The organism is Pseudomonas sp. TWRC1-2 (assembly GCF_049896685.1).
GTDB lineage: Bacteria > Pseudomonadota > Gammaproteobacteria > Pseudomonadales > Pseudomonadaceae > Aquipseudomonas.
The window spans coordinates 156,664-177,576 of the sequence record NZ_JAFCUU010000001.1; the positions used below are offsets into that span (position 1 = coordinate 156,664).

General features: G+C 61.3%; 18 protein-coding genes and 1 pseudogene. 9 read left to right on the forward strand and 10 right to left on the reverse strand.

The window, feature by feature from the left end; all coding sequences use genetic code 11:
* Positions 1 to 88: 88 nt before the first annotated feature.
* Positions 89 to 328 carry a DUF3203 family protein gene (locus ACP7B3_RS00725; RefSeq protein ID WP_242197143.1) on the reverse strand — a complete coding sequence of 80 codons (240 nt, stop codon included), beginning with the start codon at positions 326 to 328 and terminating at the stop codon, positions 89 to 91.
* Between the two features lie 123 nt (positions 329 to 451).
* On the opposite strand from ACP7B3_RS00725, the gene ACP7B3_RS00730 reads away from it, so the two are divergent.
* Positions 452 to 967: an MgtC/SapB family protein gene (locus ACP7B3_RS00730; protein WP_416363606.1), complete on the forward strand. Its 516-nt coding sequence runs from the start codon at positions 452 to 454 to the stop codon at positions 965 to 967.
* Here the strand turns inward: ACP7B3_RS00730 and ACP7B3_RS00735 are convergent.
* The gene (locus tag ACP7B3_RS00735) at positions 956 to 1,972 is read right to left on the reverse strand and encodes a M10 family metallopeptidase C-terminal domain-containing protein (protein ID WP_426177238.1); all 1,017 of its coding nucleotides are present in this window, start codon (positions 1,970 to 1,972) and stop codon (positions 956 to 958) included. The genes ACP7B3_RS00730 and ACP7B3_RS00735 overlap by 12 nt on opposite strands.
* A gap of 233 nt (positions 1,973 to 2,205) precedes the next feature.
* Positions 2,206 to 2,364, reverse strand: a complete 159-nt coding sequence (locus ACP7B3_RS00740; protein WP_178119749.1) for a hypothetical protein — start codon at positions 2,362 to 2,364, stop codon at positions 2,206 to 2,208.
* A 204-nt stretch (positions 2,365 to 2,568) separates the two neighbouring features.
* Between ACP7B3_RS00740 and ACP7B3_RS00745 the strand changes: the two genes are divergently transcribed.
* From ACP7B3_RS00745 to ACP7B3_RS00760, 4 genes are all read left to right on the forward strand, one after another.
* Positions 2,569 to 4,557, forward strand: a complete 1,989-nt coding sequence (locus tag ACP7B3_RS00745) for an alpha-1,4-glucan--maltose-1-phosphate maltosyltransferase (protein WP_426177240.1) — start codon at positions 2,569 to 2,571, stop codon at positions 4,555 to 4,557.
* A gap of 90 nt (positions 4,558 to 4,647) precedes the next feature.
* Complete coding sequence (gene treS, locus ACP7B3_RS00750; RefSeq protein ID WP_426177242.1) at positions 4,648 to 7,995, forward strand: maltose alpha-D-glucosyltransferase; 3,348 nt, start codon at positions 4,648 to 4,650, stop codon at positions 7,993 to 7,995.
* On the forward strand, positions 7,992 to 10,229 hold the full coding sequence (gene glgB / locus ACP7B3_RS00755; protein ID WP_426177244.1) for a 1,4-alpha-glucan branching protein GlgB: 2,238 nt from the start codon (positions 7,992 to 7,994) through the stop codon (positions 10,227 to 10,229). Before treS ends, glgB begins: the two co-directional genes overlap by 4 nt.
* Before the next feature lie 90 nt (positions 10,230 to 10,319).
* Positions 10,320 to 11,447 carry a diguanylate cyclase gene (locus tag ACP7B3_RS00760; protein WP_426177246.1) on the forward strand — a complete coding sequence of 376 codons (1,128 nt, stop codon included), beginning with the start codon at positions 10,320 to 10,322 and terminating at the stop codon, positions 11,445 to 11,447.
* Between the two features lie 3 nt (positions 11,448 to 11,450).
* Here the strand turns inward: ACP7B3_RS00760 and ACP7B3_RS00765 are convergent, their stop codons facing one another.
* Positions 11,451 to 13,637, reverse strand: a complete 2,187-nt coding sequence (locus ACP7B3_RS00765; RefSeq protein WP_404488057.1) for a response regulator — start codon at positions 13,635 to 13,637, stop codon at positions 11,451 to 11,453.
* A 172-nt stretch (positions 13,638 to 13,809) separates the two neighbouring features.
* Positions 13,810 to 14,661, reverse strand: a complete 852-nt coding sequence (locus ACP7B3_RS00770) for a CAP domain-containing protein (RefSeq protein WP_145165639.1) — start codon at positions 14,659 to 14,661, stop codon at positions 13,810 to 13,812.
* A 256-nt stretch (positions 14,662 to 14,917) separates the two neighbouring features.
* Here ACP7B3_RS00770 and ACP7B3_RS00775 point away from each other — a divergent pair.
* Both ACP7B3_RS00775 and ACP7B3_RS00780 read left to right on the forward strand, forming a co-directional pair.
* A pseudogene (locus ACP7B3_RS00775) lies at positions 14,918 to 15,094 on the forward strand (LysR family transcriptional regulator); the annotation flags it as partial.
* A 56-nt stretch (positions 15,095 to 15,150) separates the two neighbouring features.
* A complete protein-coding gene (locus ACP7B3_RS00780) occupies positions 15,151 to 15,822 on the forward strand; it encodes a GNAT family N-acetyltransferase (RefSeq protein WP_426177249.1) in 672 nt (223 codons plus the stop codon).
* A 63-nt stretch (positions 15,823 to 15,885) separates the two neighbouring features.
* Here ACP7B3_RS00780 and ACP7B3_RS00785 read toward each other — a convergent pair whose 3' ends face one another.
* The gene (locus tag ACP7B3_RS00785) at positions 15,886 to 16,263 is read right to left on the reverse strand and encodes a COG4315 family predicted lipoprotein (protein ID WP_426177251.1); all 378 of its coding nucleotides are present in this window, start codon (positions 16,261 to 16,263) and stop codon (positions 15,886 to 15,888) included.
* Between the two features lie 112 nt (positions 16,264 to 16,375).
* Positions 16,376 to 16,978: a TetR/AcrR family transcriptional regulator gene (locus ACP7B3_RS00790; protein ID WP_426177253.1), complete on the reverse strand. Its 603-nt coding sequence runs from the start codon at positions 16,976 to 16,978 to the stop codon at positions 16,376 to 16,378.
* An 81-nt stretch (positions 16,979 to 17,059) separates the two neighbouring features.
* Here ACP7B3_RS00790 and ACP7B3_RS00795 point away from each other — a divergent pair, with 81 nt between their 5' ends.
* Positions 17,060 to 17,659 carry an NAD(P)H-dependent oxidoreductase gene (locus tag ACP7B3_RS00795; protein ID WP_426177255.1) on the forward strand — a complete coding sequence of 200 codons (600 nt, stop codon included), beginning with the start codon at positions 17,060 to 17,062 and terminating at the stop codon, positions 17,657 to 17,659.
* Position 17,660: 1 nt separating this feature from the next.
* Here ACP7B3_RS00795 and ACP7B3_RS00800 read toward each other — a convergent pair whose 3' ends face one another.
* Together ACP7B3_RS00800 and ACP7B3_RS00805 are read right to left on the reverse strand one after the other, a co-directional pair.
* Entirely contained in the window at positions 17,661 to 18,050 is a 390-nt protein-coding gene (locus ACP7B3_RS00800; RefSeq protein WP_426177257.1) for a hypothetical protein, read from the reverse strand.
* 32 nt (positions 18,051 to 18,082) lie between these two features.
* Positions 18,083 to 19,339 carry a 3-phosphoshikimate 1-carboxyvinyltransferase gene (locus ACP7B3_RS00805; protein ID WP_242197108.1) on the reverse strand — a complete coding sequence of 419 codons (1,257 nt, stop codon included), beginning with the start codon at positions 19,337 to 19,339 and terminating at the stop codon, positions 18,083 to 18,085.
* A gap of 329 nt (positions 19,340 to 19,668) precedes the next feature.
* Here ACP7B3_RS00805 and ACP7B3_RS00810 point away from each other — a divergent pair, with 329 nt between their 5' ends.
* Complete coding sequence (locus ACP7B3_RS00810; RefSeq protein WP_426177259.1) at positions 19,669 to 20,298, forward strand: lytic polysaccharide monooxygenase auxiliary activity family 9 protein; 630 nt, start codon at positions 19,669 to 19,671, stop codon at positions 20,296 to 20,298.
* A 7-nt stretch (positions 20,299 to 20,305) separates the two neighbouring features.
* Here the strand turns inward: ACP7B3_RS00810 and ACP7B3_RS00815 are convergent, their stop codons facing one another.
* Positions 20,306 to 20,860, reverse strand: coding sequence for a UPF0149 family protein (locus ACP7B3_RS00815; protein WP_426177261.1), 555 nt, complete (start codon positions 20,858 to 20,860; stop codon positions 20,306 to 20,308).
* Between the last annotated feature and the right edge of the window lie 53 nt (positions 20,861 to 20,913).

Here is a 20,913-nt window from a genome sequence, read left to right on the forward strand (position 1 = left end):
ATGGGTTTTTCAGCAAGGCTGCGGCCAGTTGCTGCACTCCGTGGTGCCAGGAGTGCAGCGGCAAGAAGCGCACATTGATACAGATCAATCAAATCACCGAATCACTGTCGGTCGCCTTCAAGTGTTTGCGTCCGTCCACGGCACCGGCGACGGTCAAGGCATCGGCTTCGGCCTCGGTGATGTAGACCCTGTCGTTATCCAGCGTCACAAAAGACATGGCCTTGAGGCTGTCGGTGCTGACCGTCACCTCGGATGCAGGCAGGCTGCGCTCCTGGCCGTTTTCATCGACCTTGAAGTAGCACGTCTGGTTATCGATACGTACAGGCATGGTGATCTCCTTTTCCATTGGCGGGTGATCATTAGGGTTCACCCGGTTGCCCGGCGTTCCAGGCAACTGACTGGCGGTCGCCGTTGTCCATGCTTAACCCATAATCACAAAGGACCGCTTTCCATGGATGCCTGGTGGAGCGAAGTGTGGCAAACCCTGCAAGCCGAATTTGCCGACATCGGCGATGCGAAACAACTCACCCAGATCACCGTGCGCTTGCTGATCGCCGCGCTCCTGGGCGGCATTCTCGGGTTCGAACGGGAACAAAAGGGCAAGGCGGCGGGTGTACGCACCCACATGTTGGTGGCGTTGGGCGCCGCGCTGTTTGTATTGGTGCCGCAGACGTCAGGCAGCCAGGCGGATGCGATGAGCCGGGTGCTGCAAGGCGTGATTGCCGGCATCGGATTTCTCGGCGCCGGCACCATTCTCAAAGGCAAGGAAGATGAGCAGGGCCAGCACGTCAAAGGCCTGACCACGGCTGCCGGCCTGTGGATGACGGCGGCAATCGGGGTTGCCGCCGGCATGGGCCGCGAATCGACAGCGGTGCTCAGTACCTTGCTGGCCTTGGCGGTATTCAGCGTGATGCCCCGGATCGTCAGGGCGTTCGAGCATGATGATGACCGCCGATCAGGTGAGTAGATCGTTTTCTTTGACCTGGCCAAATATCTTCGCAACCAGCGCAGGCTCCCCTTGGTTGCCGGAAATCACCAGCACGCTGGCATTGTGCGCACGCGAGTATTTCAGCTGCATCTCACCACTGGCGCCGGATAACTGGTTGACCCAGTGCAGCGGTTTATTCAGTTGCCGGCGAATGCCGGTGACGTCCAGCTTGTCCCGGTCGGTGACGAAGTTTCTGATTTCACACGGGTGGTCGAGCGTGGACTCCAGGGTGTTAGTGAAACTGTAGGTTTTGGGGTGGTTTTTACAGTCGGACTCGTAGTGATCCCGTCGCTGCCAATCCTCAAGATGCGCATATTGCAACGGCTCGGTCACCTTCCGGACCTGAGTGGCAATGTCGCAGAGGTGTTTACCCTTGGCCTCCAGGCTGCGCATGGAGTCCTGAATGCTGATCAGGGGCGCGTGCTCCTGGCGGGAGAACGCGCGAACCATATCAAAGCGACTGCCCGGCGAGGCTTTCATCAAACTGGCTTTCAACGCGAACAGCGCCGCCTCCACGTAATTGCGATAGGCGCCGACCTGCTCGTTTTCAATGGGGCTCAAGACCGCGTCAATCGAATCTTTGTTGAGTTGGGTTTCGATCCTGGCAAGGATCTTGAAGCAGGACGTTGCGTTGGGGCCGCTCAACAGGCACTTGAGGTTGTCTGGGGTCAACAGCCGGTCGATCGTGTTGAAGTTGGCTGTTGACTCTCTGGACCCAGGGTCGCGCATCAGGCGCTCAACGGTTTTGCGGTCCAACTGGTCGCAGAGCTGCTTGAGCTGTTTTTCCAGGGCAGCCTGGTCGGCGGCTGGGGGTGGGGCTCCATCTGCACGCATCGGCTCGCGGGTGGTGCTTGGTGCCGACCGGAGCAACGCGTCCAGCGCTTGAGCAGACACGCTTACGGGTGAGGGTGAAATGGGGTGGGCGTGAAGATGGCCTGGGGTGACTTCGGCGCTGGCGCGCGACGGCTGATGGATGGTCGACATGATAGATCCTCAAAAACAAATCGGACGAGCGCTGGGGTCAGGGGCTTGGATATGGAATCAGCGCAAAATCAGTATGAGAACGACCACGTCAGTTGGGGTTAGGGGTTTGCCTTTTAAGTGAGTGGGAATTTTCTGCGTCAACGCCCGCTCGCGAGTCACGGTTCAGCGGCCAGTGCTGCGCCGGCAGTACCAGGCTGACCCGGCGAGCGGATGCTGAATCTGCAACATCTGCGTCACAGAATGACCGGTGGCTCGCTCGTTGGCGGTTCCTGCACCGGCGGTGGGTCGTTTTCAGGGGGTTCCTGTTCGGGAATCGGCTTTGGCTCAGCGGGCGGTAACGTTGGGTCGTCGATGTTCGGATCAGGTGTTTCAGCCGGAATCGGGATATTCATCGGTGTGGCCTCCTTTGTGCTTTGCTCTACCGGTGGACATCCGCTTGGGGGAATTGATTCCCCGCCCAATGGCGACATATCCACCTGAACTTTTCACCTGACGCCAGGCTCGGACCTATTACGGCCTTGCTCAGGGAGAGCGTTGCCCTATCAGAATTCGGATCAAGCAAAGAGCGTCCACAGGGCGTAAGGGGAAGATGCTCGATGACTGCTGAAACACTGGCTCCAGACGATTCCATTTTGCCGCTATCCCAGGCGTTGTTATTGCCCAGGATCGCTATCGAAAGTACCGCGCCTGTAATTGACGGCGGCGAATTTGCCGTGAAAGCCGTGGTCGGCCAGCGCATCAATGTCACCAGCAAGGTCTTTGCTGATGGCCATGACAAGCTTGCCGTACTGATCCGCTGGCGCCCGTTGCAGGACGAAAGCTGGCACAGCGTGGTGATGGCCGACGTCGGCAACAATGGCTGGGAAGGCGCGTTCACCGTGACGCAGCAAGGCCCCCACGAATATTGCATCGAAGCCTGGATCGATACCTTTGCCAGCTTCTGTTATGAGCTGCGCAAGAAACACGAGGCCGGCGTGCCGGTCAGCCTTGAACTGCAGGAAGGTCGCAGCCTGGTGTTGCAGGCCGCCGAGCGCAGTGACAACGAGCTGCGCGATCGCCTGATGCTGCTGCACCACGAACTGTCGGGCTTGCTGGAAACCGAGCAGGTCGCGCAGTTTCTGCACGAAGACAGTGCACACCTGATGACCCAGGCCGACCATCGTGCCTACTTGAGCGTCAGCCCGGTTTACCCGGTTGATGTGGAGCGCACAGCGGCGCAGTTTGCCAGCTGGTACGAGTTGTTTCCGCGCTCGATCACCGACGATCCTGCCCGCCACGGCACGTTCAACGACGTTCACTCGCGCCTGTCGATGATCCATGACATGGGCTTTGACGTGCTGTACTTCCCGCCGATCCATCCGATCGGGCGCAGTCATCGCAAAGGCAAGAACAACTCCCTGACCGCCGGCCCCGATGATCCCGGCAGCCCGTACGCGATTGGCAGCGAGGAGGGCGGCCATGAAGCCATTCACCCGCAACTGGGCAGCCGCGATGACTTCCGCCGGTTGGTCAAGGCCGCCGCCGACCACGGCCTGGAAATCGCTCTGGATTTTGCCATCCAGTGCTCTCAGGACCACCCGTGGCTCAAGCAGCACCCGGGCTGGTTCAACTGGCGCCCGGACGGCACGATCAAATACGCCGAGAACCCGCCGAAGAAATACCAGGACATCGTCAACGTCGACTTCTATGCCGCCGATGCGATCCCGAGCCTGTGGACTGAGCTGCGCGACGTCGTGCTGGGCTGGGTGGAAGAGGGCGTGAAGACCTTTCGGGTCGACAACCCTCACACCAAGCCGCTGCCCTTCTGGCAATGGCTGATCAGTGACGTGCGCGGCAAACACCCGGACGTGATCTTCCTCGCCGAAGCATTCACCACGCCTGCAATGATGGCGCGCCTGGGCAAGGTCGGTTATTCGCAGAGTTACACCTACTTTACCTGGCGCAATACCAAAGCCGAGTTGAGCGAGTACTTTGCACAGTTGAACGAATCGCCCTGGCGCGAGTGCTACCGACCGAATTTCTTCGTCAACACGCCGGACATCAACCCCGGCTTCCTGCACGAATCCGGGCGACCGGGCTTCTTGATCCGCGCCGCACTGGCCACCATGGGCTCGGGCCTGTGGGGCATGTATTCAGGGTTTGAGTTGTGCGAAGCCGCGCCGGTGCCGGGCAAGGAGGAGTACCTGGATTCGGAGAAGTACGAGATCCGTCCGCGTGATTTCACCGCGCCCGGCAACATCATTGCCGAGATCGCGCAGCTCAATCGTATCCGCCGGCAGAACCCCGCGTTGCAGACGCACTTGGGGTTGAAGCTCTACAACGCCTGGAACGACAACATCCTGTACTTCGGCAAACGCAGTGAAGACGGCAGCAATTTCATTCTCGTCGCGGTGAACCTTGACCCGTTCAATGCCCAGGAAGCGCATTTCGAGTTGCCGCTGTGGGAACTGGGCTTGCCGGACGATGCCCAGACCCAAGGCGAAGACTTGATGAACGGGCATCGCTGGACCTGGTACGGCAAGACTCAGTGGATGCGGCTGGAGCCGCACATACCGTTTGGAATTTGGAGAATCACCACCTCCTGAAACCAGCCAGTCACCTGCGGGCGCCGGTACACGGCGCCTTTAGGGAGCGCGCTCCACCAGTTGGTTTTTCAGCATTTTCAGGAGTTACCAATGGCGAAGAAACCCAAGGCTGCCACCTTTATCAAAGACCCGCTCTGGTACAAGGATGCGGTGATTTATCAGGTTCACGTCAAATCCTATTTCGACTCCAACAACGATGGCATCGGTGACTTTCCCGGGCTGATCGCCAAGCTCGATTACATCGCCGACCTGGGCGTAAACACCATCTGGCTGTTGCCGTTCTACCCCTCGCCACGCCGTGATGACGGCTATGACATCGCCGAGTACCGTGGCGTGCACAGCGACTACGGGACCATGGCCGACGCCAAGCGGTTTATTGCCGAAGCCCACCAACGCGGCCTGCGGGTCATCACCGAACTGGTGATCAACCACACCTCCGACCAGCATCCCTGGTTCCAGCGTGCGCGCAAGGCCAAGCCGGGTTCGGCCGCGCGCGACTTCTATGTGTGGTCCGATGACGACCAGAAATACGACGGCACCCGGATCATCTTTCTCGACACCGAAAAATCCAACTGGACCTGGGACCCGGTCGCTGGCCAGTACTTCTGGCACCGGTTCTATTCTCACCAGCCAGACCTTAACTTCGACAACCCGCAGGTGATGAAGGCGGTGCTGTCGGTGATGCGTTATTGGCTGGACATGGGCATCGATGGCCTGCGCCTGGACGCCATTCCGTACCTGATCGAACGCGACGGTACCAATAACGAAAACCTCCCGGAAACCCATGACGTCCTCAAGCAGATCCGTGCCGAGATCGACGCGCATTACCCCGACCGCATGCTGCTCGCCGAAGCCAACCAATGGCCGGAAGACACGCAGCTGTACTTCGGTGACAAAAAGGGTGACGACGGCGATGAATGCCACATGGCGTTCCACTTCCCGCTGATGCCGCGCATGTACATGGCGCTGGCTCAGGAAGATCGCTTCCCTATCACCGATATTTTGCGCCAGACCCCGGAGATTCCCGCCAATTGCCAGTGGGCGATCTTCCTGCGCAACCACGATGAATTGACCCTGGAAATGGTCACCGACAAAGAACGTGACTACCTGTGGAATTACTACGCCGCCGACCGTCGCGCGCGGATCAACCTGGGTATTCGTCGACGCCTGGCGCCGCTGATGGAGCGTGATCGCCGCCGTGTCGAACTGCTCAATAGCCTGCTGCTGTCGATGCCGGGCACGCCGACCCTGTATTACGGCGATGAGATCGGCATGGGCGATAACATCTACCTGGGCGACCGCGACGGCGTGCGTACCCCGATGCAGTGGTCCATCGACCGTAACGGCGGCTTTTCCCGCGCCGACCCGGCGAGCCTGGTGCTGCCGCCGATCATGGACCCGCTTTACGGCTACCAGTCGGTCAACGTCGAAACCCAGGCCCAGGACCCGCACTCGTTGCTGAACTGGACCCGGCGCATGCTCGCGGTGCGCAAGCAGTCCAAGGCCTTTGGCCGTGGCAGCTTGAAAATGCTCTCGCCGAGCAACCGCCGCATCCTGGCCTACACCCGTGAATTCACCGGCGAAGACGGCCGCACGGAAATCATCCTGTGCGTGGCCAACGTGTCACGCAGTGCCCAGGCCGCCGAACTGGACCTGTCGGCGTTCGCCGGCATGGTGCCGGTGGAGATGCTCGGCGGGAATGCCTTCCCGCCGATTGGCCAGCTCAATTTCCTGCTGACCCTGGCGCCTTACGGTTTCTACTGGTTTGTGCTGGCGGCGGAAAACCACATGCCGAGCTGGCATGTGGAACCGGCGCAGAGCATCCCGGACTTCACCACACTGGTATTGAAAAAACGCATGGAAGAACTGCTCGAAGAACCGTGCCGCAGCACCCTGGAACAAACCTCGCTGCCCGCCTGGCTGCCAAAGCGGCGCTGGTTTGCCGGCAAGGACACCGCCATCGACAGCGTGCACATTGCCTACGGCGTGCGCTTTGGCGACCCGCAGCACCCGGTGCTGCTCAGCGAAATCGAGGTGAGCAGCGCCGGCCAGGTCAGCCGCTATCAGCTCCCGTTCGGCTTTCTCGGCGAAGACCAGCTCACCAGTGCGCTGCCCCAGCAATTGGCGCTCGCCCGTGTACGCCGTGCGCGTCAGGTCGGCCTGGTGACCGACGCCTTCAGCCTTGAGCACTTTATTCGTGCGGTGATCCATGGCCTGCAAGCCGGCACCGTGCTGAACACCGGCGAAGGTGATTTGCGCTTCGAGGCCACGCCGCATCTGGCCAAGCTGCAACTGGGCGACGAGCCGCAGGTGCGCTACCTGGCCGCCGAACAGTCCAACAGTTCGGTGGTGGTAGGCGAAAGCCTGGTGCTCAAGCTCATCCGCAAAGTCAGCGCCGGCGTGCACCCGGAGCTGGAAATGAGCGCTTACCTGACCGAAGCCGGTTACCCCAACATCTCGCCGTTGCTGGGCTCGATGGTGCGTCGTGACGGTGAAGGGCAAGACAACCTGCTGATGATTGCCCAGGGCTACCTCAGCAACCAGGGCGATGCATGGGCCTGGACGCAAAACAGCCTGGAGCGGGCGATTCGCGACGAATTGGCCGAAGCCATGTCCGAACAGGAACAGCACTACAACGCCCTCGGCGAACTGCAAGACTTTGCCGGTTTGCTCGGCCAGCGCCTGGGCGAAATGCACGCAGTCTTGGCGGCAAAAACCACCAACAAGGGCTTCAAGCCCGAAGTCACGAGCGTCAAGGACACCCAGGCCTGGGCCAAGGACGTGGGCGCGCAGATCGACCGCGCGCTGCACTTGCTCAAGCTTCATCAAAGTCAATTGAACCCTGCCGATCAGGCGTTGGTCAGTGAATTGCTGACGCAGAAAAAAGCCATCGGCACGCACGTTCAGGCCCTGGCGAAAGCCACGGCCGGCGGGTTGCGGATCCGGGTTCATGGTGACTTGCACCTGGGCCAGGTACTGGTGGTCAAGGGCGATGCTTACTTGATCGACTTTGAAGGCGAACCGGCGCGTCCGCTGCATGAGCGGCGCGGCAAGCACAGCCCCTATAAAGATGTCAGTGGCGTGCTGCGCTCGTTCGATTACGCCGCCGCCATGGCCTTGAATGTGCAAGGTGTGGATCACTCGCCCGAAGCGGACATTGCCCGCAAGCGCGTGACCGACCGGTACTTGAGTGAAGCACGTCAGGCATTTACCCAGGCTTATCATCAGGCGACGTCTACACTGGCGCATGACTGGCAGGATGCCAAAGGCCAGAGCGCTGCGCTGACGTTGTTCAGCCTGGAAAAGGCCGCGTATGAAGTGGCCTACGAAGCGGAAAATCGCCCGACCTGGTTGCCGGTGCCGTTGCAAGGTTTGCACGGTCTGCTCAGCGGGCTAACACCTATATCGAAAAATGCACGCGGTGGGGAGACGTCATGAGCTTTACAAATAAAGAACCGCTGCAACCGAAACTGACTGCAATGCCGGCGTCCAAGGACGTCGAAGCACTGGTACGCGCCGAACACCATGACCCGTTCTCGATTCTCGGGCCACATGATGACGAGCAAGGCGGCCAGTTCATCCGCGCGTTTCTGCCCGAAGCCCTGAGTGTTCAGGTGCTGGCGCGAGACAGCGGTGAGACGCTCGGCAACCTGGACGCCAGCCCGGTGCCAGGTTTGTTTGTCGGCCACTTCAAGACACGCCAGAGCTACCTGCTGAAAATCCAGTGGGCCGGCGGCGAGCAGATCGCAGAAGACCCTTACAGTTTCAGCCAGTTGCTGCTCGGTGAAATGGACTTGTACCTGTTTGCCGAGGGCAATCACCGTGACCTGAGCAGTTGCCTCGGCGCGCAGGTGACCAGCGTCGATGGCGTGCAGGGTGTGCGCTTTGCCGTGTGGGCGCCGAACGCCCGGCGCGTGTCGGTGGTGGGTGATTTCAATATCTGGGATGGCCGTCGCCATCCGATGCGGTTGCGTCACCCCTCGGGCGTCTGGGAAATCTTCATCCCACGCCTGCAACCGGGCGCGGCCTACAAGTACGAGATTCTCGGTGCCCACGGCATCCTGCCGCTCAAGGCCGACCCCATGGCGCTGGCGACCCAGCTGCCGCCCGACACCGCCTCGAAAGTCGCTGCGCCGCTGCAGGTGGACTGGCAGGACCATGAGTGGATGCAGTCGCGCGCCGACAAGCAGAAACCCTCGGCGCCGCTGTCGATTTATGAGCTGCACGTGGGTTCCTGGCAATGCGAGCTCGACGAGGCCGGTGAAGTCTCCCGCCAGTACGGTTGGCGCGAGCTGGCCGAGCGCTTGGTGCCGTATGTGCAGCAATTGGGCTTTACCCACGTTGAGCTGATGCCGATCATGGAGCACCCGTTCGGCGGTTCCTGGGGTTATCAAGCGTTGTCGCAGTTTGCTCCGAGCGCGCGCTTTGGCTCGCCGGAAGATTTCGGCTTCTTCGTCAACGCCCTCCATCAGGCCAATATTGGTGTGATCCTCGACTGGGTACCGGCGCATTTCCCGACCGATACCCACGGTTTGGCCCAGTTCGACGGCACCGCGCTGTACGAGTACGCCAACCCGCTGGAAGGCTTCCATCAGGATTGGGACACACTGATCTACAACCTGGGCCGCACTGAAGTGCACGGGTTTATGCTGGCCTCGGCGCTGCACTGGCTCAAGCACTTCCATATCGACGGCCTGCGGGTGGATGCCGTGGCGTCGATGCTGTATCGCGATTATTCGCGCAAAGCCGGCGAGTGGGTGCCTAACCGCCATGGCGGCCGCGAGAACCTGGAAGCCATCGACTTCCTGCGTCATTTGAACGACGTGGTGGCGCTGGAAGCACCGGGCGCACTTGTGATCGCCGAAGAATCCACCGCGTGGCCGGGTGTGAGCCAAAGCACCCAGCAGGGCGGGTTGGGCTTCAACTACAAGTGGAACATGGGCTGGATGCACGATTCGCTGCATTACATTCAGCAGGATCCGGTGTACCGCGCCCATCATCACAACGAGCTGAGTTTTGGCCTGGTGTATGCCTGGTCCGAGCGCTTTATCCTGCCGATCTCCCACGATGAAGTGGTGCACGGCAAGCATTCGCTGATCGACAAGATGCCCGGTGACCGCTGGCAGAAGTTTGCCAACCTGCGCGCATACCTGAGTTTCATGTGGATGCACCCCGGCAAGAAGCTGCTGTTCATGGGCTGCGAGTTTGGGCAGTGGCGCGAGTGGAACCATGACCAGCAACTGGATTGGTACCTGCTGCAATACCCTGAACACCAGGGCGTGCAGAAACTGGTTGGCGACCTCAACCGCCTGTACCGTGAGGAACCGGCGCTGCATGAGCAGGATGATGCGCCCCAAGGCTTCCAGTGGCTGATCGGCGACGATGCGATCAACAGCGTCTATGCCTGGCTGCGCTGGAGCAAGGACGGCAAGCCGGTGCTGGTCGTCGCTAACTTCACCCCGGTGCCGCGTGAAGCCTACGCCGTTGGCGTGCCATTTGCAGGGCGCTGGAGCGAGGTGATCAACAGCGATGCCGACATGTACGCCGGTTCCAACTACGGCAACGGTGGGGAAGTGTTCACGCAGGAGGAACCACGTCATGGGCAGCCGGTGTCACTGTTGTTGAATGTGCCGCCATTGGGTGTGCTGATTCTGCGGCCGGAAACGCTTTAAGGGCGCCAAGGTGCCGGATTCTGTTGTCCGCAGTACTGGCAGGGTGCCACAATGGCGCCCTAGTCGCGGCAGTCGAAGCAGGCGTATTGAATGAACGGCCTAGAGCATGGGCAGGACCAGGATGGTTTGATAGAAGAACTGGTGCGAACCGACCGTTTGCATCTGCTGTTTCGTCAATCCTTCGCTGCCATTTTCGGCAGTTACCTGGCCGCCGTCATGCTCTGCTGGTTGTGCTGGGACCGCTTTGACCACACCGTCATGCTGATCTGGTTATCGGTGCTGGCAGTGACCTCGCTGCTGCGGGTGCAGATGTTCATGCAATGGTTTCGCTGCCCGAACAGCGAACGTACCCCCGACCGCTGGGAGCGCCGTTACTGGGTGACGTTGATGCTATCCGCGGGTGTGTGGGGCATTGGCGCCCTGGCGGTGATGCCCACCGACGACCGCGTCTCCCAGGTGCTGGTCATGTTGTTCACCGTGGGCATGTCGGTCAGCGCCGTCTCGTGTTATTCCGCTTACCGTTACATGACGCTGGGCTCCATGGCCCTGGTGCTGTTCCCCTGCACGCTGTGGCTGCTGTTCCAGCCCTCGTCGATGCAAGTGGGCGTGGGCGTGGTGGTGCTGGTGTTCTCGACCTTCGCGGCAAGCGCCACGCGCAAATTGGCAGATGCCCTGGAAAAAGCCTTTCGCCTGACCCGGCAGATGGAACGTGCGCACACGATTTCGACGCGCGCTGCCCAGACCGACGAACTCACCGGATTGATGAACCGCCGCGCATTCTTCGAACATGCCCAAGTGCTGTACGCGCAATGTCGCCATAACCAGCAGCCGTTATGCGCGCTGATGATGGACATGGATCACTTCAAAGCCATCAATGACACCTACGGTCACCAGGCCGGCGACCAGGTCTTGCGCCAGATTGGCGGGGTGATCAGCGCATCGTTTCGCCAGGCCGACGTGTACGGGCGGCTCGGCGGCGAGGAGTTTGCGGTGTTGTTGCCCAATACCTCGCTGGAAACCGCACGGGATATCGCCGAGCAACTGATCAAGGCCATCTCCGGCCTCGCCGCCGAACCGGTGCAGGGCCTGACCGCCAGCCTCGGTGTGGCGACGACCCGCAGCCTCGATCAGGACCTGCACAGCCTGATGAACACCGCCGACCAGGCGCTGTATCGCGCCAAGGCCATGGGCCGTAACCAGGTGGCAATCGCAGAGTAGGCGTCAGGCGCGCTGCATCGACTTGGCCAGCACGCGTGCCACTTGGTCGGCGGAGTAGGGCTTGGCCAGGAACTCGACCCCTTCGTACCCACTGTCGGCCAATTCTTCGCTGTAGCCGGAAGTCAGCACCACCGGCAGGTCCGGCCGACGCTGGCGCAGCAGTCTGGTCATCGCCACGCCGGTCATGCCCGGCATCACCACGTCGGAGAAAATCGCGTCGAAGGCCATCACATCGGCACCGGCCAATGCGAGTGCCTGTTCGGCGTCGGTGGCCCAGGTGGTCTGGTAACCGAGGTCCTGCAGGATCTGGTTGGCAAAGCGGCCCACTTCGAGGTTGTCTTCGACGATCAGAATATGCCGCTGCGCGGTATCGTGGACCAGCGAGCCGTCCTCCTGGGGCAGGCTGGCCTGCACCGTCTCGGCTTCTGCTTCGGGCAAGTACAGGGTAAACACGCTGCCTTGCCCCAGGGTGCTAGACACGTCGACGTTACCGCTCGATTGCTTGGCGAACCCGAACACCTGCGACAAGCCAAGGCCCGTGCCTTTGCCCACCGCCTTGGTGGTAAAGAACGGCTCGAAAATGCGCTCGACAGTGTCGTCGGCAATGCCGCTGCCGGTGTCGGCCAGCGCAATCGCCACAAACGGCTGCTGTACTTGCACATCGCCACGGATCAGTGGCAACGCTGCCACCGTGGCGACGCGCAGTGTCAGGGTGCCGCGGCCGTCCATGGCATCGCGGGCATTGAGCGCGATATTGATCAGCGCGGTTTCAAACTGGCTCGGGTCAACGCGCACATAGCATGGCAGGCGGGGCAGTTCGATCTGCACAGTGATACGCGCGCCGGTCACGCTTTCAAGCATCTCGCCGATGTTCTTGACCCGCTCGCACACATCGAAAACTTCCGGGTTCAACGGCTGGCGGCGGGCGAAGGCGAGCAACTGGCTGGTGAGCTTGCTGGCGCGCTCGACGGTGTCTGAAACCGCGCTCATGTAGCGTGTGCGTCGCTCTTCGGACAGCCCCGGCTGGCGCAGAAAATCCACCGAGGAGCGAATGATCGTCAGCAGGTTGTTGAAGTCATGGGCCACGCCGCCGGTCAACTGGCCGATCGCCTCGAGCTTTTGCGACTGGTGCAACGCCGCTTCAGCCTGGGTCAATGCGGCGGTGCGCTCTTCTACGCGTTGTTCCAGGGTGGCATTCAGTTCGGTGATCGCCGCCAGGCCGTCGCGTACGGCGGCGTCGGCGCGCACACGTTCTATATGCGCCCAGGAGCGCTCGGTGACTTCACCCACCAGCGCCAGGTCGTACGGTGACCACAGACGCGCGAATTTATGGTGCACGGCCATCAGTGCTGTCAGGCGCCCATCCTTGATCAACGGAAAACACACCGTCGCCGTCACGCCCAGCGACTGGTAGGCGGCGGCTTCCTCGTGGCTGAACTCCACGCGGTTGTCATTCACCACAAACGGCTCGCCTGCACGCAGGCACCTTACGGCCTGCTCGCCGAAATCCGCCAGGCTGTAACGCCCGACAATACTCGGCGAGCCCGGTGCGGCCCAGTTGTCGCGGATGGTGAAGCTGTCTTCGTCGGCTTCCATGTCGGCATAGGCGCAGATGGACACCTGCATGTGCTCGGCGAGCAGGCGCGTGGTGAGGGTCATGATGGCTTCGGCGTCGGTGGCGTTGGCCACCGCGCTGCCAATCGCATCCAATACGGCCAGGCGACGGCTGAGGAATACGGTTGCGGTGGTTTCGGTGACGGTATTGAGCATGCCCACGACCGCGCCCAGCGGGTCGCGCACAGGGCTGTAGCAAAACGTGAAATACGATTGCTCCGGGCCGTTGCCACGTTCAATCACCAGCGGGTAATTCTCGACATAGGTCGCGTGCCCTTCAAAGGCCGCGTGGGCGATGGGGCTTACTTCATCCCAGACTTCGCGCCAGGTTTCACTGAAAGGACGGCCCAACGAGTAGGGTTTATCGCCAAGAATGGGGACAAACGCATCGTTGTAGAGCGTGATCAAGTGTGGCCCCCAACTGATGGACTGGGGGAAGCTTGAGGCAAAGCACAGCGCGACCGTTGTTTTGAGTACGTCGGGCCAGTGTTCCAGCGGACCCAATGGCGTACTCGCCCAATCATGCTGACGCACGCGTTCGGCCATGTCGCTGCTGCCTTGCAGCCAATTCATCATTGGGAGAACACCTTGTTTGCCAGAGTCTTCAGCGCGCCTGAACATTCATGGCGCCCAGCTACAGACACAGTTGATCGTCAGCAGTTCAGCGCAATTATCGGCTAGGTGGCACTTTGATTTCCTACGCGTTCGAGCAGGCTTGCTTCGGCCGGGTTGGGCGCTTGCCCAACCGCTATTGCGTGCCGAACAAACCGGTCCAGTAAATGCCCGCGTCACTCTTTGGGTCCATCGCATAAGCGGCGCCCAACTCGCGAAATTGCGGGTTCATCAGGTTGGCGCAATGCCCTGGGCTGGCGAGCCAGCCATCCACCACCTTGCGCGGCGTGTCGAGGCCGGCGGCGATGTTCTCGCCGATATTTTTCGCGATATAGCCTGCCAGTTCGGCGCGATCACCCGGGGTGCGGCCGTCGTGGTCCAGGTGGTCGAAGAAGTTGCCGTTGGCCATATTGCGTGTGTGGCTGTTGGCGGCGCTGGCCAGGTCGTCGTTCCACGACAATGGCGTGGTCGCGGCAAATGCCTGGGTGCCGCACTGGCGCGGCTGTTCACGGGCGGCGTTGATCAGGTTGAGCAGCTGCCGGCCTTCGGTCTGCCAATCACCCAAACCGCTGGAAAGCAGCGGGCGGGCAAGCACAATGCGCCAGTCCTCGCCGCTGTTGCTCACGCCGATGTCGACAAATTGCGGGTCCAGCACCACGCGGCAGAAACTTTCCCGCACCGCCTTCATGGCCGCCTGGGCATCCTTGGGCCCCGACAGGCTGATGGCTTGCACGTTGACCATCGGGTACGCAGCCCGCGCGAGCGCTTGCTGCAAATCGCCGACATTGGTGGCCGGCAATACCAGCCGCGTGTCGCTGGCCAGCGGTGGCAGTTCCTGTGAACCCTGGTCACCGCAGCGCTGCACCTGGCTGCGGTACTGGTTGATCTGTTGCACCAACTGACTTTCTTCATTCGCCATCGCGCTGGCGCAGAACGCCAGACTGGCGGCCAGCGTCGTAAGACCCATCATCAATGACAGAACGCGCATGGACGTTACCCTTGAGCTTGAAAGTGCCCATGATGCGCGATGTAACCCGGTCTGGCGCAACGCCTTTTTTGTTTTTTTGCCTCAACGGGTGTTCTGCGGGCCGTTCACGGCGCTGTGGCGGCGCCAGGCAAAGCGGCTTGCGAGGACGATCAAGACCAGTGCCATGGCAAAGGTCACGTGCAGGCCATTAGCCACGGTTTGCGCGGTTGCATGGGTGACATCGGGGCAAATACTGCGCCCAGGCCCAAGGTGCCGTCTGATCGCCAGCGTGCCCGAACGCTACACCGCCCACCAGCGCGATGGGCTGTACAGCGTTGCGCTGCCGCTGACGCTTGCGTCGTTTACCGTGGCCATGCTCTGACACCCGCGGCTGGATGCCGACCTGGCCCATCGCTGGTTGCGTGGTTGTTTGCGCGAGGTGTGCGGGCAATGAACCGGTCGCAGCAGGTACAATCGCCGCTGCCTTGACGCGAAACCCCAGGAATTTGCATGTTCAGCCTTACCCGCTACACCGCGCCGTGCCCCGAGCCGATCAACAGCCAGATCCTGCAGATGGTGGTGGATAACCTCACCGACATCAGCAGCGTCGCGCTGCCGCCCAGCAACCTGCTCTACAACATTTACCAGTACACCACCGGCTTTGAGGTGCACCTGTACCTGCAAGCGCTGGATGGCTCGAAGGGCATCGCCGTTGAGCTGGTGGTGGCGATGGATGAGGACACGCTGGTCGGCTTTTGCCTCTATCTGCCGGTGAAAGACGACCCGCAAGCCTGCGGTATCGCGTTCATGGCGGTGCAGGCGGGTAGGCGCCGCCAGGGTGTGGCGCGCGCAATGATGCAGGACGTGCTGGCGCGTTATCCCCACGCCGAGTTGGCGTGTGCCGTGGAAAAGGTCCCGGCGTTCACGGCCATGGGCTTTCAGGTACGCGGCGCGCGCGACACGCAGGTGCTGATGAACACGCGCGATTACGGCACTGACGGCCTGCTGGGCGTGCTGGACGTGGCGGCGATCTATCGCTCGCTGGAGGTGCGGCAGATTCATACCTATCTGCTGCAAAAACACGGCAAACGCGCGATGGTGGATGCCGAGAAGCAACGCGACCGGCATCTCGATCAGCTGGCGCGCAAGGTGCAGCTATATGTGAATGAGCACTTGGCGTGAAACGGCCAACCGGTGGCGAGGGCGCTTTCCCTTGCCACCGGTACGCTGTATTGGCCTCAAGCCTTATGGCTTGGCCAGGTTCCAGTTACCGCCAACGCCGTCACCGGTGATGTCGCCCGGCTTGCTGTCCTTGACCCAGGTGTACAGCGCCTGGCCTTTGTAGGCCCATTGCCTGCTGCCGTCGTCGCGGGTGATCACGCTGTAGCCGTCGGCTTCTTTCGCCGCGGCCTGGGCAGTGAACGCGGGCCAGTTGGCCAGGCACTGGCCGTTGCACGCCGATTTGCCGGCGCTGTCTTTGGCGAAGGTGTAAAGGGTCATCCCCTGGCTGTCCACCAGCACTTTGCCCTTGGCGCTGTCGGCCACCTTGGCCGGGGCGGCGAACGCCATGGAGGCCGCACAGGCAATCAGGACGGCAGCAGCGAGGAAGGGTTTTTTCAGCATGACGAGCTCCTGGGTGTTTTTGGATTTGGGTACCGGCCTTGTGCTGTATTCACAAGCCGTACTCAGGTAAACACCCGTCACGACGCTTTATTCCTGCGGCGTAAATAATGATTTACCCGCGGCTGCGATTGACCATGCCCAGGATCGTCGCGAGCAGCTCCTGCTGCGCCTCATCGCGGCTGATCTCGCCGCTGGCTGCCGCCTGCGACAGCGCCTCCGCCGCGCCGAGCATTGCCCGCAAGCCGGCTCGCGACACGGTGGCGCCGGGTGCAAACGGCGCCAGGGCGTCGCGGCACTTGTCGAGAAAGATCGCCTCGTATTTGCGCTTGAGGGTTTCCAGTTCTGGCGAACTGCTCAACGCGGCAATGACCCCCGGAATTTCCCGCCCCTGCAGCAACACACAATCGACATAGCACGCGGCGATCACCTGCGCGCGGTCATCGAGTGTCGCGCCACTGCTATCGAGGGCTTCGGCAAACAGCTGGTTCTGGCGCCCGTCGAAATCTTCGTACAGCGCGGCGAGCAAGCCTGCGCGGGTGACGAAATGGTCATAGACCACCGGCTTGGTGACGCCCGCCAGTTCCGCGAGCCGGCCCAGGGTCAGCGCTTCGGTGCCTTCCTCGCGCACCAGTTGCCAGGCCACATCGAGCAGTTGGCGCAGGCGATCTTCGCGCGCAAGGCGCCGGCGTGGGGTAGGGGATTCAGTGCTTGACATGCTTATATACCAAAAGTAACTTGATGGAGTAACTTACTAAAAGTAGTTTAGCCCAGCCTAAACGCAAAGGGAGTCAATGTCATGCATGCTCTGATCGTTGTTGCTCATCACGACCCGCAATCGCTCACCCACAGCCTCGCCGCGCAAGTGGCGGCAGGGCTCACCGAGGCCGGCCACACGTTCGAGATCGCCGACCTCGCCGCCGAAGGTTTCGACCCGCGCTACACCGCTGCCGACCACCGCGTGCACCGCAGCCGTGCCACGCCACCGGCCGACATCCTCGCTGAACAAGCACGCATCGACCGCGCCGACGCGCTGGTCATGGTGTTCCCGATCTACTGGTGGTCGCTGCCGGCCTTGCTCAAAGGCTGGGTCGACCGCGTGTTCGTCAACGGCTGGGCCATCGACTACGGTCCCGATACGCCAGTGGTGAAAAAACTGCGGCACTTGCAGGTGCACCTGCTGGCGGTCGGTGCAGCCGATGAAAGCGCATTTGATCGCCACGGCTATGCCAAGGCGATGCGCACGCAAATTGACTACGGGATTTTTGATTATTGCGGTGCTCAGGTGGTGACGTCCGAGTTGCTGCTGGAATCCGAGAGCGGGGGAGCGCAAGCGCATTTACAGGCGGCGAAGGTCGTGGGGCTGGGCCTGTTTGAGGACGAAACCGTAGCCGGGTGATTCAACCTTCGCGAAACAGGTCGTGAGCATCGAGCAAGCGGTAGGCAATCTCCGGGCGTTTTTCCATGCCGCAACGAATCGCTGCGGGAATCGATTGCCGGGTCTTGCGACACATGCCCGGCAGGTCGTCGATGACGATCTGAATCCCGCGCATGCTTTTGACCTCGGTGTGCCCCGGTGCGACATGCACACGGATGCCCAATTGCTCATACATCCGCTGTTGCATGTGTTCGAGGTCTTGCAGGCTTTTGAGGTCTTCGAGGCGCTCGAGCAGGCGTTTTTCTTCCTGGCGTGTCAGGTGAAGAATGCGCAGGTCGGCGTCGGGCGCTTGCAGCAGTTGCTCACGCTCGCACACGCAGGCGCCGGGTGGGCAGGGCGGGCGAATCGTCATGTGCATTCCCTCCCCATTCCGACGCCGCTGCTTCAGTAGCTCAGTGCGACCCCAAGACTGCCCAAGGCCTTCCAGTACTCAGGATAGGTCTTGGCCACGCAGTCCGGGTCTTGAATACGGATCCCCGAGACCTTCAACCCGGCCAGTGCAAAGCACATGGCGATGCGATGGTCGGCGTGGGTGTCGATCAGCGCGTTGCACGTGGTGCCGGCCAGTGCAGGGTCGCTGGCGACCAGCAGGTCATCGCCCTCGATGGTGGCCAGGCCGGGGCGAATTTCGTTGAGGCCATCGTGCAGCGCCTGCACCCGGTCACATTCCTTCACGCGCAGGTTGGCCAGTTCAGTGAAGCGCACCGGGGTGTTATTGAAGGCGGCCAAGACTGCCAGGGTTGGGATCGCGTCCTGCATCTGCGAGCCGACCACGTTGGCCTGCATGTTCGGGAACTGAGCGATCACGGCCTGGGCCTTGGCGTCCGGCTGGGTGAAGTCCTGCGCCGCCACGCCGATGTCGATGCGCCCGCCGGTCAACACTTCAGCGGCCCACAGGTACGTTGCAGCGGAGGCATCGGGTTCGATCAGGTAGTCATGGGCGGTGTAGCCGGTGGGGGCGACGCGCCAGGTGGTGTCGTCGACCACTTCGACCTGTGCGCCAAAGGCACGCATGCAATCCAGGGTCAGGTCCACGTAGCCACGGGCGCCGATGTCCTTGCCGGTCAGTGCCACTTCAATCGGCGCTTCGCCGCAGGCGGCGAGCATGAGCAAGGCCGACACATACTGGCTGGACAAACCGCCGTCGATTTCAAAGCGTTTGGCCTGGACCTTGCCCACGCCGTGCACGGTCACCGGCGGGCAACCCGTGGGGCTGTCGACGCGGATGCCGTTCTGGCCAAGGGTGGCCAGCAGCGGGCCGATCGGGCGTTTTTGCATGTAATCGTCGCCGTCCAATACCACGGTGCCTTCGACCGTTGCCACGGCTGCCGTGAGAAAACGCATCGCGGTGCCGGCATTGCCGAGGAACAACGGCTGCGCGGGCAATTGCAGTTTGCCGGAGCCGGTGACCACGAAGGTGGTGTCATCCGGCTCATCGATGGTCACGCCCATCTGGCGCAGGGCCACCGACATGTGGCGGGTGTCATCGCTTTTCAGCGCACCGCTCAAACGGCTGGTGCCCTTGGCCAGCGCCGCCAGCAACAGGGCGCGGTTGGTAATGGATTTGGAGCCGGGAGGAGCGACCTTGCCGTTCAGGGGGAAATTGGGCGGTGTAACGGTCACGGTTTTCTGCGAACTCAAGGTACAAGGCTCCTGATCAAGGCAAGGTGGTGTGGAGTGGCCGACGGGCGGACCCGAATAATCAGTCAAACACGCCACGCTTGTCGAGCAGGGATCGTTGTACGGCGCGTATTACGGCGTGATCCACTTGCGGACAGGGCGTGTAGCCTTGCTGCCCTTAGCTGGGTAGGACAAGCAACCCTCGCGGTGCAGGACAACAGCCTTTACTCCGCGAAACGGCGTCGCTGTACGAATGTTCCGAAAGAAGCATCGACTGGACAATAAAACCCACCGCGGTAAGTTCGAGGCACGCCCCATGACGGGGCGCTTTCAATCAAGGAGTGAATGAAATGAACAAACCTCAGACGCAACTCAGACACGGCCGTGTCGTGACCCCCGCCAGCCGAGGCTCGGTGGCCGTGGAACGTGGGCTGCTGGGCAACTGGCAAGTCAACGAAATGGAAGGCGGCAAGAACTTCCCGGCACTCACCGCCGGGCCTTTCCCTGCGCCATATCAAACCGATGATCAAAGCGTCACGCCGCCGGCCGACGGGCACATCCTGAGCGGCGGCAAAACCGACGAGCGCGATTGCATCAACTTTACCGACGAGGAAATGAGCAAAAAGCTCAACACCCCGTTCACTTGGCCATTGCTCAATGTCGAGGCCGGCCAGGTGTTCAAGGTGCAGTGGGAATACACCGCTGCCCACGTCACCCGGGGTTATCGCTGGCTCATCACCAAGGATGGCTGGGACCCCAAGCAGCGCATCAGCCGCGCCCAGCTTGAGGCAAAGCCATTCTTTGAAGACTTCTACACCCAGGTGCCGTATTACCAGCATGCCGATGAGATGAAAGCCAAGGTCGAGCACCAGGTGACCTTGCCCAAGGGCAAAAAGGGTCGCCACGTGGTGGTATTGATGTGGATCGTGGCCAACACCGGCAACGCCTTCTATCAGGCGTTTGACCTGGATTTCAAATAAGCCCGGCTCAGCGTTTGCTCAACCAGTAATCATGTAGCGCCCGCGCAGCCGGTTCGATTGCGCTGACCCGCTGTTGATGGGCGTTTACATCCAGGTCCGCCGGTAATTCGAAGTTGTCCTGCTCGGCGCACCAGGAAATTTTCTCCAGTTGCCCGGCCAGTTCGGCGGGCAATTCGGGCCAGTTGCCGATCGCGGCGCCACGGATATAGCCAAAGCACCATTCCTCCGCCAGCGTGACGACATGGCCCTGATGCTCCGTGTCATCAAATCGAGCCTTGAAGCCTTGCGCGTCGGTTGCCAACTGCGCGGCCAGGGTATTCATATGGCGCACGCACAGTTCGAGAAAACGTTGGGCCTCTTCCACACTTTCCCAGTCCGGGTTCTGCCCACCCCAGATCGCCGGGAACCACTCAGCGACGTCCACTTGCTCCGGGCTTGAGACCAGCGCAGTGAAGTAGCCGTCGAGTTCAGCCAGGTTCAGCACCGAGTGATCGTCGCCGTACTTGAGCAGGGTTTCTTCGATAAATTCGAAATCGGCGGGGGCGAGGGGTTGGGCGTGCATGGCAATTCCTTTGAGCGTCGAGCGCCGCTTTGGGGCGGCTTAAAGCGCGAAGG

What these genes read in the sequence shown, in the direction of transcription:
- ACP7B3_RS00725 (WP_242197143.1), bottom strand. Translation starts at nt 328, where the DNA reads ATGCCTGTACGTATCGATAACCAGACGTGCTACTTCAAGGTCGATGAA.
- ACP7B3_RS00730 (WP_416363606.1), top strand. Translation starts at nt 452, where the DNA reads ATGGATGCCTGGTGGAGCGAAGTGTGGCAAACCCTGCAAGCCGAATTT.
- ACP7B3_RS00735 (WP_426177238.1), bottom strand. Translation starts at nt 1,972, where the DNA reads ATGTCGACCATCCATCAGCCGTCGCGCGCCAGCGCCGAAGTCACCCCA.
- ACP7B3_RS00740 (WP_178119749.1), bottom strand. Translation starts at nt 2,364, where the DNA reads ATGAATATCCCGATTCCGGCTGAAACACCTGATCCGAACATCGACGAC.
- ACP7B3_RS00745 (WP_426177240.1), top strand. Translation starts at nt 2,569, where the DNA reads ATGACTGCTGAAACACTGGCTCCAGACGATTCCATTTTGCCGCTATCC.
- treS (WP_426177242.1), top strand. Translation starts at nt 4,648, where the DNA reads ATGGCGAAGAAACCCAAGGCTGCCACCTTTATCAAAGACCCGCTCTGG.
- glgB (WP_426177244.1), top strand. Translation starts at nt 7,992, where the DNA reads ATGAGCTTTACAAATAAAGAACCGCTGCAACCGAAACTGACTGCAATG.
- ACP7B3_RS00760 (WP_426177246.1), top strand. Translation starts at nt 10,320, where the DNA reads ATGAACGGCCTAGAGCATGGGCAGGACCAGGATGGTTTGATAGAAGAA.
- ACP7B3_RS00765 (WP_404488057.1), bottom strand. Translation starts at nt 13,637, where the DNA reads ATGATGAATTGGCTGCAAGGCAGCAGCGACATGGCCGAACGCGTGCGT.
- ACP7B3_RS00770 (WP_145165639.1), bottom strand. Translation starts at nt 14,661, where the DNA reads ATGCGCGTTCTGTCATTGATGATGGGTCTTACGACGCTGGCCGCCAGT.
- ACP7B3_RS00780 (WP_426177249.1), top strand. Translation starts at nt 15,151, where the DNA reads ATGTTCAGCCTTACCCGCTACACCGCGCCGTGCCCCGAGCCGATCAAC.
- ACP7B3_RS00785 (WP_426177251.1), bottom strand. Translation starts at nt 16,263, where the DNA reads ATGCTGAAAAAACCCTTCCTCGCTGCTGCCGTCCTGATTGCCTGTGCG.
- ACP7B3_RS00790 (WP_426177253.1), bottom strand. Translation starts at nt 16,978, where the DNA reads ATGTCAAGCACTGAATCCCCTACCCCACGCCGGCGCCTTGCGCGCGAA.
- ACP7B3_RS00795 (WP_426177255.1), top strand. Translation starts at nt 17,060, where the DNA reads ATGCATGCTCTGATCGTTGTTGCTCATCACGACCCGCAATCGCTCACC.
- ACP7B3_RS00800 (WP_426177257.1), bottom strand. Translation starts at nt 18,050, where the DNA reads ATGACGATTCGCCCGCCCTGCCCACCCGGCGCCTGCGTGTGCGAGCGT.
- ACP7B3_RS00810 (WP_426177259.1), top strand. Translation starts at nt 19,669, where the DNA reads ATGAACAAACCTCAGACGCAACTCAGACACGGCCGTGTCGTGACCCCC.
- ACP7B3_RS00815 (WP_426177261.1), bottom strand. Translation starts at nt 20,860, where the DNA reads ATGCACGCCCAACCCCTCGCCCCCGCCGATTTCGAATTTATCGAAGAA.